This is a genomic window from Acaryochloris marina S15 (genome assembly GCF_018336915.1).
Lineage (GTDB): Bacteria > Cyanobacteriota > Cyanobacteriia > Thermosynechococcales > Thermosynechococcaceae > Acaryochloris > Acaryochloris marina_A.
Genome location: NZ_CP064923.1, coordinates 2905374 through 2922182, shown reverse-complemented (window position 1 = coordinate 2922182; position 16809 = coordinate 2905374). Strand labels below are relative to the sequence as shown.

General features: G+C 41.5%; 5 protein-coding genes and 2 pseudogenes. All 7 read left to right on the top strand.

Features of this window, described 5'->3' with window-relative positions:
- The first annotated feature begins 523 nt into the window (after positions 1–523).
- The 7 genes and pseudogenes from I1H34_RS13535 to I1H34_RS13510 all read left to right on the top strand — a co-directional run bounded on the left by I1H34_RS13535 (position 524) and on the right by I1H34_RS13510 (position 16428).
- Complete coding sequence (locus I1H34_RS13535; protein WP_212666073.1) at positions 524–1744, top strand: O-antigen ligase family protein; 1221 nt, start codon at positions 524–526, stop codon at positions 1742–1744.
- A gap of 44 nt (positions 1745–1788) precedes the next feature.
- Complete coding sequence (locus I1H34_RS13530; protein ID WP_212666072.1) at positions 1789–4326, top strand: GumC family protein; 2538 nt, start codon at positions 1789–1791, stop codon at positions 4324–4326.
- Positions 4327–5423: 1097 nt separating this feature from the next.
- Positions 5424–6797: an exopolysaccharide biosynthesis polyprenyl glycosylphosphotransferase gene (locus I1H34_RS13525; protein WP_212666071.1), complete on the top strand. Its 1374-nt coding sequence runs from the start codon at positions 5424–5426 to the stop codon at positions 6795–6797.
- 285 nt (positions 6798–7082) lie between these two features.
- A pseudogene (locus tag I1H34_RS32950) lies at positions 7083–7902 on the top strand (WecB/TagA/CpsF family glycosyltransferase).
- Positions 7903–8131: 229 nt separating this feature from the next.
- A pseudogene (locus I1H34_RS33095) lies at positions 8132–8815 on the top strand (condensation domain-containing protein); the annotation flags it as partial.
- A 24-nt stretch (positions 8816–8839) separates the two neighbouring features.
- Positions 8840–15634 carry a polyketide synthase gene (locus tag I1H34_RS13515; RefSeq protein ID WP_249370121.1) on the top strand — a complete coding sequence of 2265 codons (6795 nt, stop codon included), beginning with the start codon at positions 8840–8842 and terminating at the stop codon, positions 15632–15634.
- The gene (locus I1H34_RS13510; protein ID WP_212666069.1) at positions 15631–16428 is read left to right on the top strand and encodes a methyltransferase, TIGR04325 family; all 798 of its coding nucleotides are present in this window, start codon (positions 15631–15633) and stop codon (positions 16426–16428) included. Before I1H34_RS13515 ends, I1H34_RS13510 begins: the two co-directional genes overlap by 4 nt.
- Positions 16429–16809 lie beyond the last annotated feature (381 nt).

Here is a 16809-nt window from a genome sequence, read left to right as displayed (position 1 = left end):
TGAAGCGTCTTCTTAGAGCACTCTTACAATTTTAGCCTGAATGCTTCATACAATTTCAACTACTAGATATCGAACTCAATTGATATCTTGTGAGTGACATTACTAAAGGGTAAACTCTTGCTAAAATAACATTCCTTGGTTAGATAGTTAAGTCGTCCCCTGGTTATACACCATAAAAAACAAGATGGCAATATCCACTAAAATGACTTTAAATGACATTTGCTCGCTTTAATGACAAAAAATTACTTTATATTCCATACTAATTTGCAAGAAATATAAATTTATTGGTGTAAAATATTTTATGTGTATGAATAAAAATAATTCCTACTAATCATGAATTCATAACTTACTGTTGGTTTTCATGGAGACTCTAATCTAAAATTAGTCAGGTGTCATTGAATCATATTCTACCCGAACTTCGTCCATTTTTTAATTATGAAAGGTTTTAAAACTAAGTATATTAAGGTTTTAGAGGTTGAACACACAGTAATTTCAGTCCTGATCAAAACCAGTTAGCATCTATATGAAGCAAATACTTAATTGGCTCGTCTTATTATTTATTTTCTCAGTTCCGATTGAGCAAATTATATTTTTGCCTGGCTTGGGAACAATTACTAGGGTTATGGGTCTACTGCTGTTTTTAGCCTGGGCAGCCAATCTTATTTTAAAAAAACAGATTCGTTGGCCTCACCCTTTCCATATTGCTGCTTGTCTTTTCTTTAGTTGGAGCATTGGCAGTATATTTTGGTCTCATTCCTTACCTGAGACTCTTGAGAGAGCTAATACTTATACTCAGCTTGGGATTCTAATTTTTATATTATGGGACCGGCTTAAATCTGAAGCAGCAAGTCGATCTGCTATGCAAGCTTATATTTTTGGTGTGTATGTCTCTGTTGCTAGTACTTATTCCAATTTTCTAGCTGGCAACCATGGCAAGTTTGGGCGATTCGCTGCTGGAAATTTTGATGACAACGACTTAGGCATCATTATTTCTTTAGGGATACCGATGGCTTGGTACTTATTAGTATCAGACAATCAAAATAAAGCAAACCACCCTCTCAAAGTTACTAATACCCTGTTTATACCGATTGCAATATCAGGAATTCTACTGACTGCATCTAGAACAGCCATGATTAGTCTAGCTCCTAGCTTGCTTTATATCGTTTCAGCTATCCGGAATTTTACTTTTGTTCACCAAGCCCTTTTCTTTGGTTTGGGGACGATTTGTATTTTTGCTCTTCCTTTTATCATTCCTGCTGAAACATTTAGCCGATTATCAACCGCAGGTGATTCAATCTCTTCTGGGGATATGAATGGGCGAGGAGAAATATGGAAAGAAGGATTATTCAACTATTCGCAGGAACCTCTCTTTGGGGTAGGTAGTGGAGCGTTCAAAACCACAGTAGAAGCTGACCATGTTGCCCATAATACTTTCCTATCTAGTTTATTTGAAGTTGGTTTTATTGGCCTGTTACTCTTATTAACCGTATTTTTAATTGCAATAATATGCTCTGCAAGGTTCTCTAGACTCTGGATAGTAGTGTTCTCTATTCTATTTATTGGAGCGATGTCATTATCTTGGGAACATCGCAAACCCACTTGGGTCATTATGAGCCTTGGAATTATTCATAGCCAAAATCGTGACTACTTTGAACAATCCAATACTCGTCAAAGATCTATGAGTTCCCAGAATTATCAGTATTTGTCTAGGTCTTCTTCAGAGCTAAACAATTTTTATGACTAATACAAAAATCCCCCGTTAATATTACTTTAATTCTAAGAACCATAATGAATCCCCCGTCTAACATAGAATTTGAGAGAATTTGGATCCTTTTAAAGCGGAAATGGCTATCTTCATTCTTAATCGTCTTAGCTGGAGCTACTTGCGGTTTATTTGCTGGCATCAATCAGGAGAAAGTTTACCTTTCTGAAGGCTCTATTTTAATTAAGCGTAAAGCTAATACTTCTTCCCTGACAGGTGTTGGTGAAGGTATCAACGAAAAGGAACCGCTATACCAAGACAGTATTCCTCTAGAGACAGAAGCTGCAGTTATTAGTTCTATACCAGTTCTAGAACTCGCTATAAAAGCTGGTAACCTTCAAAAAAATAGTCCTGAGTTAATCACACCAGAAATTATTCAAGAGAATTTAGAAGTTAGGCAGATCCAATCTTCTGATTTATTGAGAGTCTCCTTTCCAGATAAGGATCCAAGACAGGCAGCAAGAGTTGTAGATGCCATTTTATCTGCCTATTTGCAGAATAATATTCAAACCAACCAAAACGATACGGTATCTGCTCGTCAATTTATTGAAAAGCAAATTCCCCAGGCTGAAGCCAATTTGAGAAATGCAGAACTAAACATAGAGAATTTTAAATCTCGAAATAAGTTTTTGGACTCACAACAGTCACAACAAGCAATCTTGAATGGTATTACCCTAGTTAAGGAACAAATCACTCAAGCAGAACTAGAGGCAATCAAAGCCAATAATGAAGCAAATTCTTTGTTAAACCAAATTGGGATTACGGCCAAGGAAGCGTTATCGACCACTAAGTTAAGTCAATCACAAGGTGTCCAAGAAGTTCTAAGGGAACTACAAGAGACCCAGTCTAAGATTGCAGTTTCTAAAAATAGTCTAAACCTCTCTCACCCAGTTATGATCGATTTGCTGGAGCGTGAGCGTTCGCTTCAACAGATTCTTAGACAAAGGGCACAACTTTCTGTGCGGGGACAGCGCCCTCCACAAAGTTCAACTTTAATTCAAGCGGGTGAGTTGCAACAGATCACCACTGCTAAAGTCGTTGATCTGAAGGCCAAATCTGCATCTGCTAGTAACCAAGTCGTTAAGCTCAAACAGATTCTCAAAACCTACGAGCAACAGGCTCAATCCTTACCTCAATTACAACGAAGACTCGATGAGTTTAAGCGGCGTCGAGAAACTGCACAGTTAACATACGAAACATTGATTAATAAGCAAGAAGAACTTAGAGTTGCTGAAAATCAAAGTTCTGTTAATGCTCGAATCATTTCGCCAGCAGTGATTCCAACTGATTCTGCCAATCCTTCCATCCTTCTTTACCTACTATTAGGTGGGTTTCTAGGCGGAGTCCTGAGTCTAGCTAATTTATTATTGATAGAGGCAAGGGATAAATCCCTCAAAAGTCTTTACGAGGTTCAGCAACTATTTAACTATCGCTTACTTAGTATTATTCCCTTTGAAACTTCTCTCAAACGTTCCCTAGATCAAGGCTTTACCCCCAAGCATGATGTACTGAAGGTCGCTCCCAAGTTTAATCAAGCTTTGATGTGTTTAGACACCAACTTGATGGGTATCAGTGCAGAGTTTAACTGCCATGTAATCGGGGTTACCAGTACTGTTGCCGGAGAAGGAAAATCAACAATAGTAGCTTTTCTCGCTCAAAGACTCGCTCAAAGCGGTAAAAAAACGCTCATTATTGATGCTGATTTTAGAAATGCAGTACAACATGAGCTTTGGGATTTAAGCAATGGCCTTGGGCTGTGGAATTATCTACAGATTGAGCAGATTAGTTCAGAAATAGAGTGCAAAGCGGTGGAAACGAATTTGCACTTACTTACTGCAGGTTCGCCATCCATTGGATTTGAGATACCGATGGAAACTGTATTTATAGGTATGTTTGCTCGATTTAAACATCTAGTAAATATTTTGAGAGAGAGATATGACTACCTTATTATTGATTGTCCTGAGATCACTTCCAACACAGCTACTTCATCCTTAGCCAAGGCTATTGATGGATTTCTCTTAACTGTAAGACCTGAGTTAGTCGATACTGAAAGTGGCTTAATCGCTAAGAATCTACTGACCCATACACAAAGTAGAGTTTTAGGTATGGTCATCAATTCAACACTGGCTAGTCAACCAACATTTCATCAATTTAAACAAAATCAAAATTTAGACTCTGACCTGATATTTGAAGGGCAACTCAAACAGTTGTTTTCAGGTCGGCGTCCTGAAAATCTCGATAAAGTCTTTTCAGAGGATTATCCTTCAATCAATCCCATGACTTTTAGAGAGTTCAATCCTACTACTCAAAATCATACTAATAAGCAAGATAGTATGCAGAAATTAGAATTCTGGATTGACGAGCAAGAACAAGAGTTGATCTCAAAGAAAAATGAAATTAGCTACTTAAAAAATAGATTACATAGTACATCATATTCTAAAGATCAAGAAATATTAGAATTAAGAATTGCCGAAGAACAAGAAAATTTAAAATTCTTAGAAGAGTCTCTTGATGGCCAGCGACAGCAAATTCGAGAAAGGTTAGAATTACTTAGCGATCTATAAAAAAATAAGAATTCAAGATTAATTAACAATTAATGTTGTGAGTCAGTGTAGCTCCAAAAAAATGTATTTCTATACTAGAAAAATATAGTGTAAAAAATTGTAAGATACATCATATTGAGTAGATAAAATCCTAATATATGCTAAAATTAACCTATAGTTAAACTGAAGTTAATCAAATATTATTGATTATCTCAAGACGTGCAAGTGATAAGTTCTGAAAATTCCTCTTTTTAGGATTTTGGTATTGGGTTTGCTTTAGACGTATAGACTTACTTTGCACTATGAAAAACTCTCGTTTATCTCAACAATTAATTAGAGCTTTCTCAGAATAATTTCTTCTCTATTTCTAATGTGAATTAGAAATATAAAATTTTTATCTGCCGCCACATCAATCAATATAGTTTAGATACTTTTTATTGATTTCAACTACTGACTTTTCCCGATAGATCTTAAAAGCTTATTTGGCAAAGGCTGCAGAATGCTTAGCCTGCGTTACTTATGAGGCTCTACTAGAAGTTTCTCATATCTTGACTCGGGAGTACTTACAGCAATTCTTAAGGAAGAACAAAGCGTAACACCATATAAATCGCTAATGTTCTCATTCTGAAGGGCTTGTGAGGTTTTCCAAAAACAATCATTATTAAGGCTAAGAATTTGCCAAAATCGAATTTCTATCTATCTATAGCAATCTGAAATCAATCGTGAGATGTAGAGAGGCTGAAATCTTTACCAGTATCCATTTAGGTTGAATATAATTCTCACATCAGATCGCTATAATACTTTTTAAAACTCTCACTGTTTTGTAGAGTATTCGCATTTGCACTCTACTATTTCGAAAAATATGGGAAATACGTATAGGCTTATTCGATAAAAGTATCAATACTGAAGGGTTATGGGAGATAATATGAAAATTCAGATTTCAGATTAAGCTACTGAATAACAGTCAGTCCGTTCAGATATATCCCAGTTTGATATAGCAGATTACATAACTATGGAATCACCTAATTAGCTTAAAATCTCCTTAGGAAAGAACTTAATGTTTCTATAATTTTGCAAACCTCTATAGCAGAATCTTAGTGTTCCCTTAAAACAAAGAAATGACTTCCCAAACATCACCTTACCGAACCGTTCTCTATTTCCTTGCACTTGATATTATTGGACTTATTACAAGTTTTTACTTAGCTTTTTTGATTCGATTTGACAGCAAAACACCTAACTGGAGTTCTCCAGTATTCTGGTTGGTTATTTTAACTTATCTTATTGTCTTTTATGCGCTGGATGTTTATCGACTGAAAGTCACAGAAAGTCGATTTCATTCTGCAAACCACGTTTTTAAGTCTATCGCTTTGACCGTATGGCTACTGACCGCATTCATTCAATTTTGTGGCTTATGGAAAATGGATCCAATGGTTGGTCGAGGAATATTATTGCTGAGTTCAATAATATTCACGGCTTGGTCTTTGGGGTATCGATACTTATTAAACAAAAGTGAAAGTAAAAACTCACTACGAAAAAAGTGGTTAGTTTTAGGTGATAAGAATAAGCTACTTAGGTTTGCTTCTGATAATCATGCTTTTGATTCAAGGAATTTATTTTACCTTAATGGTTATTTCGAAGATCTCATCAAATATCCTTCTGAGAGAAATGCGAGTTCTTATACCAAAACAGGATTGATTTTTTCTAAACCTTGGTCAGGTATTTTAATTGATGATGCAGAATGTGATATTCCTCAGTGTCTGCACGATGATCTGATTCAGGCGCGATTTAGTGGCAAAGAAGTTTATCGATTTGGTGACTTTTGCGAGCATTATCTACAAAAAATTCCACCTGAGATGGTACGTCCCTCTTGGTTCGCTTACTCAGAAGGTTTCAGCTTAGTTAGTGGACATATGTACTCTCATATCAAAAGATTTTTTGATTCACTTTTTGCACTTAGCTTACTCATCCTCACATTTCCTTTATTACTGCTAGTAACCATAGCTATCAAACTTGATAGTCCAGGGCCACTACTTTATTCACAGACTCGAAAAGGACATCACGGTAAACCCTACAAAATTTATAAATTCCGCTCTATGTACACTGATTCAGAAAAGCATGGGGCGAAATGGGCTACTGTTGGCGATCGACGTATTACCCGAATCGGAAGAATCATTCGAAAAATAAGGATTGATGAAATCCCACAACTATGGAACATTCTCAATGGTGAGATGAGCCTTATTGGTCCACGACCTGAACGCCCAGAGTTTGATGATGTTCTTGTAAAAGAAATTCCTTATTATCATTTCCGATATTTAGTCAAACCTGGTGTCACAGGGTGGTCTCAAGTCAAATTTGGTTACGGAAATACCTTAGAAGATTCAGCAAATAAAGTTGCATATGATCTCTTCTATATCAAGAATCATTCTTTATTTCTTGATATTTTAATTATTCTCAAAACAATTCGAGTCGTTTTATTTGCTCAAGGGGTATAAGAACAAATTTTCCTAAAACATTCACTGACTAAAAAAGGAGTTAGTTTTAGCTTATGGTCAAAAAGGCTGAAAAGTCCATTTACCCACTCCACCCAACGACTAAATTACTAAAACACTGGATTTCCGAATTAACTGACTATTCTCCGCAACAAATTGAATCCATCCTGGAAATAATTGAACAGAAAGAAGCTATTAAAAGTCAGTAGTCATAAATTTAAATTTAAATACTCAATTCCTTTGAGTCTAAATTTGCATGTCTTATAAATTTATCTTTAAATAAGCCTAATGCTACGTTATGCCTACCCAGTACACCCCATTTCCATTAAAGAAAAATCTCATTTTATAGATGTTATTGGCATTCCAGTCACTGCTGCTCCTTTTGACATCCAAATTCAATCCATTATGCTCTGGGCTCGGAAGCATTTAAGTCGGTTTGTCTATGTTGCCAATATACACATGCTCGTTAAGGCCTATCGTCATCGTCCTTTTTGGCAGGTATTAGAGAATGCTGACATGGTTACTTCTGACGGTATGCCCTTGGTTTGGATGTTGAAGTTGTTGGGCATTCATACATAGGATAGGATCGCTGGCTTAGATCTAATGCTTGGTTTATCAAAAAAGCTTCTGAACAGAATGTTGGAATTTACTTTCTTGGGGCGACACTTTCTATTTTGACAAGAATGCGGTTGAAGTTGCTGAAAAATTATCCCAACTTATACATTGCAGCAATGGAACCTCTACCCTTTCGACCTTTAACTAAGGTCGAAGATCAACATTTAGTCCAGCGAATCAATAATAGTGGTGCAGGGTAATTAATGGTTGCATTAGGCTGTCCCAAGCAAGAACAGTGGATGACTGCTCATAAGCATCAAATAAATGCCGTGATGATTGGTCTTGGAGGAGTTTTCCTGTATATGCAGGTATTCACAAAAGAGCTCCGCGTTGGTTAAGGAAGCTAGGCCTAGAATGGTTATTCCGCTTAGTCCAAGAGCCACAAAGGCTTTGGAAACATTATTTCACTACTATTCCAGTTTTTCTACTTCTAGCATTCAAACAGTTATGGTCTAACTCTCTTTTTGCTATCTCTAAAGGTTTTATTGACTGAACAACATAACTGATAGAACTAAAAAGTAATGGTTTAATTTATCTTAAACAGATACATCCTATTCCAGCCCTATACTTGCAAACAAATAGGCAGAATATTATCCAATTTTTTTAACCTCAGCCTCAAAGCCATAGAATTTGTGATTCTTATTAGATTTAATATTGCTTCATAGAATAAAATATAAAAACCTTGAATTTATTCCCTCTCGTCTAGAAGCTAATTGAATCAAATGCTAGCCTGTACCTCTATTGAATACTATTGGAAGAATACTCTTTCGAATATATCCAAGCCTAACTGCCTGGGCTCTCAGAAGGGCTACAATATACACACCAAAAATAGCAAGAGAAATAGTCTTTTAAAACTAAAATTATCAAAAGATACTACAAGTAATCTTATTCAGGTTTGCGAGAGATATCAGCTTAATTTATTGACTATATTTCAAGGGATGACCGCTAGCTTGGTTTCCACATACAGTGGCGACATGAATGTTGTTTTTGGATGCTGTGAGTACTCAAAAGGCAGTTTACTCCATTCACAAACTAAACCTCTACCTATTTATGTCTGTATCGATCAGAATCAAACTATTCTTAACTGGGTTAAGACAATATCTGATCAATGGTTCCAATCCAACGCATATCGGAAAGCCTCTCTTGAAGATATTAAGCAATGGTCTAACTGGAGTGATCACTTACCTCTATTTAATGCTTTTCTTTCTGTTGAATATGCTTCTTTTGATCATGACTCTAATCTAAGCTTTCAACAAAGTTTCTCTGATCTATCGCTTCATCTTCATATTACTATATCTGAAAATATTGAACTTGCTATTAGCTTTAATGACCAAAGGCATATAAACGAGAAATTTAGCACTCTGCCTGCTTTATGTGAGCATTGGCTCAAACACTTTTGTACTGCCATTCATCACCCTTTAAAACAACTGGTGTTTATCTCAGATTATGAACGCCATAAATTACTTTTTGAGTTAAACCAGACCGCAATTGAATACCCGAACTTAACGATTCCGCAGGTTCTTGAGCAGCGAGCTATGCAGATGGCGACCAATATTGCTGTCATCCTGCCTGATTTAGAGTTGCGATCGCATCAGCAACTCACCTATGGCGAACTGAATCACCGCGCCAATGGTTTAGCGCATTTACTCCTACAGCAAGGCATCCAACCCGGTACTTACGTCGCCGTTATGATGGAGCGTTCCATTGAGATGTTAGTAGCTTTGGTGGGCATTCTCAAAGCTGGCGGGGTATATGTTCCTCTGGATCCGACGTATCCTGGGGAACGATTAGATTGGATGCTGACGGATACTCAAGCGCCCTTGATATTGACGCAACAGCATCTGGTGCCCTATTTACCCCCTCATCAAGCCACTGTCATCTGCTTACACCCTGGATGGGGACAGGACTTAGTTGAGCAGGAACCTGTTTCAGTTGAACAAGATGGTGAGGCAATTGCCTATATAAATTACACGTCAGGTTCGACGGGCAAACCAAAGGGGGTTGCCGTGCCCCATCGAGCAGTGTTGCACCTGGTCTTTGGGAATGATTACGCCCAATTTGGATCGGATAAAACTTGGTTACAGTTGGCCCCCATTTCGTTTGATGCTGCCACCCTAGAGATATGGGGTGCCTTATTGCACGGGGGGCGTTGTGTCCTCTTCCCCCACAATGGTCTGCCAGATTTGAATGATCTGCAGTCGGTCATTGCAGAGACTCAAGTGACGAGCCTTTGGCTAACGGCCTCTCTCTTTAATATGGTGGTGGCTGAATGTCCCCAAGCGCTACAAGGTGTTCTGGAAGTTTTAACCGGGGGAGAAGCACTGTCTGTTCCTCATATTCGATTGGCTCAACAACGACTGCCCCAAACCCAATTCATCAATGGATACGGTCCAACGGAAAATACAACCTTTACCTGTTGCTATCGGATTCCCAAGGAGTTGCCTGATACCCTCGGGTCTATCCCGATTGGTCGACCGATTGGCAATACCCAAGTGTATATCTTGGATGCCGCTCTTCGCCTCGTGCCGTTTGGCCTACCTGGAGAACTCTATGTTGGGGGTGATGGTTTAGCGAAAGAATATATCAACCGCCCAAACCTCACTGAAGATCGGTTTATTCAGAACCCGTTTAGTGATGATCCAACGTCAAAACTCTATAGAACAGGCGATCAAGTTCGATATTTAGCTGATGGCAATATTGAATTTATCGGTCGAGTCGATCATCAAGTCAAAATTCGCGGCTATCGAATTGAGTTGGGTGAAATTGAAAGTGCATTGCGCCAACATGATGCGATTCAAGATGCGATCGCAATCGTAGAGGAAGACCCTCCTACCCATAAGCAGCTTGTAGGTTATGTGACTGCTGCCCGAGGGATGACGTTAGATCTAGACACCATCAAGCAGGACTTGAAGCAACGATTGCCCGAATACATGGTGCCTGCAACTCTGATCGGGCTCGATGCCATTCCACTGACGCCCAATGGCAAGGTCGATAAACGGAATTTACCTAAATCCCATACAACCGTGACTAACGCAGTGGCTCCTCGGACAACCCTAGAAAAACGCCTATCTGACTTGTGGTGTGACATTTTAGGACTGGAGCAAGTTGGCACAGACGATAATTTCTTTGATGTTGGTGGCACCTCAATTCTGAGCTTACAGGTGGCATCGCGTTTATCGACGGAGTTGGGACAGCCGTTGCGGGCCGTTAAGCTATACGAATATCCAACGATTCGAGGACTGGCCCAATATCTCACCCAATCCTATCCCACTCAGACCGCCCCTCGTCCTTCGATATCCCCCCAGCCCTCACAACCTGAAGCGGGTATCGCCATTGTTGGAATGGTGGGTCGCTTCCCTGGAGCGCAAAATATCGATGCGTTTTGGTCTAATCTCTGCAACGGTAAGGAGTCGATTACCTTTTTTGACGTGGATCAAATTGACCCCAGTGTCGATGCAGATCTGCGGACTGATCCGAACTATGTTCGAGCGAAAGGCGTAGTCGACGGAGCTGAGGGGTTTGATGCCGCCTTTTTTGGTATCAGTCCCCGCCAAGCTGAAATTATGGATCCCCAGGCGCGACTGTTGTTAGAACTCGCCCAGGAAGCCTTAGAAAATTCTGGTTATGCGCCTAACCAGTACGCCGGAAAAATTGGATTGTACGCAGGGTCTGGTCAAAATACCTATTTTGAGCGGCATTTATGTGGACGCCCTGAGATTGTGAACCGTTTGGGGGCGTTCCAGACGATGTTGGCGAATGAAAAAGACTTTGTCCCTACCCGTGCCTCCTACAAATTAAATCTGACGGGTCCTAGTGTCAGTGTTAGTACGGCCTGCTCGACATCCCTCGTGGCGACGATTCAGGCTTATCAAGGACTATTAAAGGGCGATTGTGATTTGGCGTTGGCTGGGGGGATCTCGATTTCCACCCCTCAGAATATCGGCTACTTATACCAAGAAGAAGGGATCTTATCCCCCGATGGCCATTGCCGTCCCTTTGATGCGGAGGCCAAAGGCACCACATTCAACAGTGGTGCTGGCCTAGTGGTTCTGAAGCGCTTAGCCGATGCCTTAGAAGAGGGCGATCGAATTTATGCCGTCCTCAAAGGGGTAGGCATCAATAATGACGGAGCCGATAAGGTCAGTTTTACAGCTCCTAGCGTTAAAGGGCAGGCTGGAGCCATTCTTCAGGCCCAGGCGGAAGCTGGATTTGATCCAGAGTCCATTGATTATATCGAAGCCCATGGCACAGCGACTCCCCTGGGCGATCCCATTGAGGTAGAAGCATTAACGCAAGCTTTTCAAGGGTCAACATCTAAGCGACAGTTTTGTGCAATTGGGTCGGTGAAGGGCAATATTGGCCATACGGTGGCAGCGGCAGGGATTGCTGGATTGATCAAAACTGCTCTCGCGCTCTACCACAAAACATTGCCCCCCAGCTTGGGATATACCACCCCCAATCCCCAGATAGACTTTGAAAATAGCCCCTTTTTCGTCAATACCCAACAGACGGCGTGGCCCCTTCAGGAAACCCCACGACGAGCGGGGGTCAGCTCTTTTGGGGTGGGGGGCACCAATGCCCATGTGGTCTTAGAAGAGCCACCGAAATTCAATGCATCGGGTCCCTCGCACCCCTATCAACTCTTGTTACTGTCCGCGAAGACGGCCACTGCTTTAGAGCAAGCATCGAGCAATTTACGGCAGTTTCTCCAGGCCGATACCTCTGTGAATCTGGCTGATATTGCCCATACTCTGCAAGTTGGGCGAACGCCCTTTAAGTATCGTCGCTTTATCCTGTGCCAAGGGTCTACGGATGCCTGTGAAAACCTAGAGGCTCTAAGTCCGGATACAACAGGGACCCGAGAAACGATGGGTCGCGATCGCGAGGTGGTTTTTGTCTTCCCAGGGCAAGGGTCACAGTACGTGAATATGGGGCTGAACTTTTATCAGTCGGAACCCCTGTTTCAGTCAATTGTGGATCAGTGTGCTGAGCTGCTCCATCAGGATCTCAATTTCGATATTCGCACGCTCCTTTATCCTGAATCTGGACAGGAAGAAGCCGCCGCCGCGGAGCTGAAAAAGACGATTTATACCCAGCCAGCCTTGTTTGTGGTGGAATATGCGCTCGCTCAATTGTGGATGAGCTGGGGACTTCAACCCGTTGCCCTGATGGGCCATAGTATTGGCGAATTTGTGGCGGCCTGTTTGGCTGGAGTCTTCTCCCTAGAAGATGGCCTGAAGCTGATTGCAGCCCGAGGCAAGATGATGTGGGAGCTACCTGCTGGCTCCATGTTGTCTGTGCGCTCTGGGGTGGATCAAGTCCGCCCATATTTGACGGATCAACTTGCGATCGCAGCCATCAACAGTCCTAGTCTTTGTGTAATCTCTGGCCCCACACCTGCCATCGAGGCCCTAGAAGCGACCTTAAGCATCGAGGAAATGGCTTGCAAACGGTTACACACATCCCATGCCTTCCATTCCTCAATGATGGATGACATGGTAGCTCCCTTCAAAGCCCTTTGTGCCGATATTTCTCTATTTCCTCCTCAAATTCCGTTTGTTTCAACAGCCACAGCAGAATGGATCACTGAGAGCCAAACCACCGATCCGCAATATTGGGCGGATCACTTGCGTGCCACAGTCCGGTTTGCCGAGAGCGTGAAAACCCTGTGGCAGCAGCCCGACCGTATTTTATTGGAAGTAGGTCCACGGACGACAACCACGACCTTAGCCCGTCAACAAATTAGAGATGAGCAAACGCAAGTCGCCATCGCTTCCCTCAGTAAAACGGCTGCTGACCAACAAGAATGGAAAGCGCTAACTAGAGCCCTGGGCCAGCTTTGGTTAGCTGGGGTCACCCTTGATTGGCAACAGCTTTATCGCCATGAATACCGCCATCGAGTCCCCTTACCGACTTATCCCTTTGAACGTCAGCGGTATTGGATTGATCCACTACCAGCTCGGACGAATTCTAAGCAAGTGACCACTTCTTCATCCCCCAGTGCTTCTTCTGTTGCAGATCCCGTTCAACCTCCTCCCCAACGCACCATGTCAGAAACACGACCTCAACGATTAACCCCTTTGATTAAAGAGATTCTAGAAACAGCCTCAGGTCTAGATCTAGTGGATGCCGATCACCAAGCCACCTTCTTAGAAATGGGACTGGATTCTTTATCCTTAACCCAAATTGCCCTATCCCTGAAAAAGAAATTCAAAGTCAAAATTAGTTTCCGTCACCTGTTAGAAGACTATAGTTCTATCCAGGCTGTTGCCAATCATCTCGATCAATCCCTCCCGCCTGAAGCCTTTCCAGCTCCCTCACCGTCGCCTCCTTTGGAGTCTCCTACCCCAGAATCAATGGTCACAGCCATTTCCTATGCCAATGGCACCACTAATGGTTCTTATCTCAATGGTGTGCCTGCTGCTTCTTCCCCTCTCTCTGGCAGTATGGTAGAAGCCTTAATGAGCCAACAGTTGCAAATTCTTTCTCAACAGCTTGCCTTGATTCAGCAGGTCCAACAGGGTGGTTCTACACCTGCAGTCGTGAATGGTGCTCAATCGCTTCCCATTAGTTCCGCAACTTCAGATATTGATTTATCCCCAGAGGGAGATAAGAGGAATAGTGCTCACAACAGAGGCCCCTCTCAAGCCAGCTCAACACCACCCGCAAAATCTCACGGTCCTGGGACCAAAATCAAAAAGATCCAAGTTACTGCTCTAACGACTGCACAGCAGTCTTATCTAGATGACTTGATCCAGTGTTATACAACTCAAACGCAAGAATCTAAACGACAGACTGAAAAACACCGCCCCTATCTCGCCGATCCAAGAACCGTTTCGGGATTTACCCCTCTTCTGAAAGAAATGGTTTATCCCATTGTGGTCGAGCGATCTTCCGGAGCTAAATTGTGGGACGTTGATGGCAACGAATATGTGGATATCACCAATGGGTTTGGTTTGAATTTCTTTGGTTGGAATCCCGACTTTGTGACCCAGGCCGTTATTGCCCAAATGGAGAAAGGCTTTGAAATTGGTCCCCAAACACCCCTAGCAGGCAAAGTGGCCAAGCTTGTTTCTGAGTTTACCGGCATGGATCGCGTAGCTTTTTGCAACACGGGTTCTGAAGCAGTGATGGCTGCACTGCGTCTGGCTCGAACGGTGACGGGACGCGACCTCGTGGTGACCTTCAAAGGCGACTATCACGGTACCTTTGATGAAGTTCTGTATCGAGCTGGGGCCAATCAGAAAACCCTACCTGCAGCCCCTGGAATTATGCCTTCCATGTTTGAGAATCTTCTGGTGCTTGAATATGGGACCATTGAATCCTTAGACATGATTCGTCAGCGGGCAGATAAGATTGCGGCGGTACTCGTCGAACCGGTTCGGAGTAGAGATCCTGGCCTGCAACCCGTAGAATTTCTCCAAGAATTGCGTACCATCACTGCGGATACAGAAACAACCCTGATCTTTGATGAAGTGGTGACTGGATTTAGGGTCCATCCAGGAGGGGCCCAAGCCTATTTCGGCATTCAAGCCGATCTGGCCACCTATGGAAAAGTAGTAGGTGGAGGCCTTCCCATTGGAATTGTGGCTGGTAAAGCAGATTATATGGATTCCCTGGATGGGGGACAGTGGCAGTTTGGCGATGACTCAATTCCAGAAGTCGGGGTTACCTTTTTTGCTGGGACGTTTGTCCGTCATCCCTTGGCGTTGGCTGCGGCAGAAGCAGTATTACTGAAACTCAAATCATTGGGGCCAACACCTCAACTTGAATTAGCGCAAAAAGTAACGCAACTTACGTCACATTTGCAGCAATTTTGCACTCAAGTTGGGGCTTCGGTCCAGGTGAAATCCTTTAGCTCATTCTTCTATATTACCTATGACGATGATGTTACTTACGGTGGATTGCTCTTTTATCTGCTGAGATCTAAAGGGATACATGTTTGGGAATATCGGCCCTGCTTCTTTACCTTGGCTCACACTGATGCAGATATTGAGTTTGTTGCCCAAGCCTTTAAGGACAGTATCACCGAATTGCAAATCGCGGAATTACTACCCAGGAACCTCCAAGCCGAGCAGACTCAGAATACGATCAATCGATTCAATGCCAACCAACCTCCGCGACTGGGTGCCAAGTTAGGACGAGATCCTGATGGGAATCCAGCCTGGTATATCCCGGACCCCAACCGTCAGGGGAAATATTTAAAAGTGGGAGGAATAGCATGAGTACCATCCTTAAAAAGGCTCAAGGTTTTTCGAAAGAACGCTTCAAATCGACTCCAGCTGTTGCAGATATTTACTATTACCTCAAATATCCTTATGGAGCCAACCTTTATAAAGGCGTTTATGAAGGCTTTAAGGAAGCAAAAAATTCAATACCTTCCAAATTTAGATCAGACTATGATATTCAAGAGGCACATCATAAGCCCAATAGAGATCTCAGCCTATTTCGCCCTATCAATACCCCCCTATTGGAACCATTTGAAACGGCACTTAAAGATATATCAAGTGTTCTAGATATAGGAGGTGGTGTTGGAATTGACTACTATGCTTTCAAACAAGCACTTGACTTTTCTGAATCTTTAAGTTGGATGGTTTATGATGTCCCTATAGCAGTCAAAGTCGGCCAGGATATTGCCACTAGAAATCACTGTCCTAATCTATCCTTTATCACTGATTTAAAGCAGACTAAATCTGTAGATCTATTACTTACAAATGGCGCTCTACAATATCTTGACCAATCATTGTCAGAACTTATAGATCAGTTACCCCATAAGCCAAAGCACTTATTGGTCAATTATATTCCTTGTTATGACGGCAACACTTTCTTCACTATTCAAAATTTAAAATTTTCTCGCTGTCCGTATAAGATTCAAGGGCGTACCCAATTTATTCACGACTTGGAAGTACAAGGATATCAATTGGTAAAAAGCTGGGAAGAGCCTAGGACTTGTTTAATCCCTTTTCATCCAGATCAATTTGTCAGCAGCTACTTTGGATTTTATTTCACAAAAAAATGATGCTCTTTTATTTACTATAAGAACTTAATTTTTGACGCTTATGTCTCTTGAATTCTTAATCCTTGACAGATGGTTAGCAAATCCCATATCTAGCAATTAACAACTTAGGCTTTACTTTATTTTATATGTTAAAATTAAATTACTTATGCACTTATAAATAGGGCTTACTGAAAAAGTCTGCAACAGCTTAAAACCCTTATATTTACGTGATTTTTTCAAGTTATACGGACAATTTAGTGCAAGGTGAAATTGCTCAAAACCTCGCAAAATTGTTAATTAACCTTGCACATAAAAATGTTTTCACAGACTATAAAAACCATATATCAGCACTTTTGACTTTTTCAGCAAGCCCTAAATATTAGGTCAGTTTGCCACTATCCA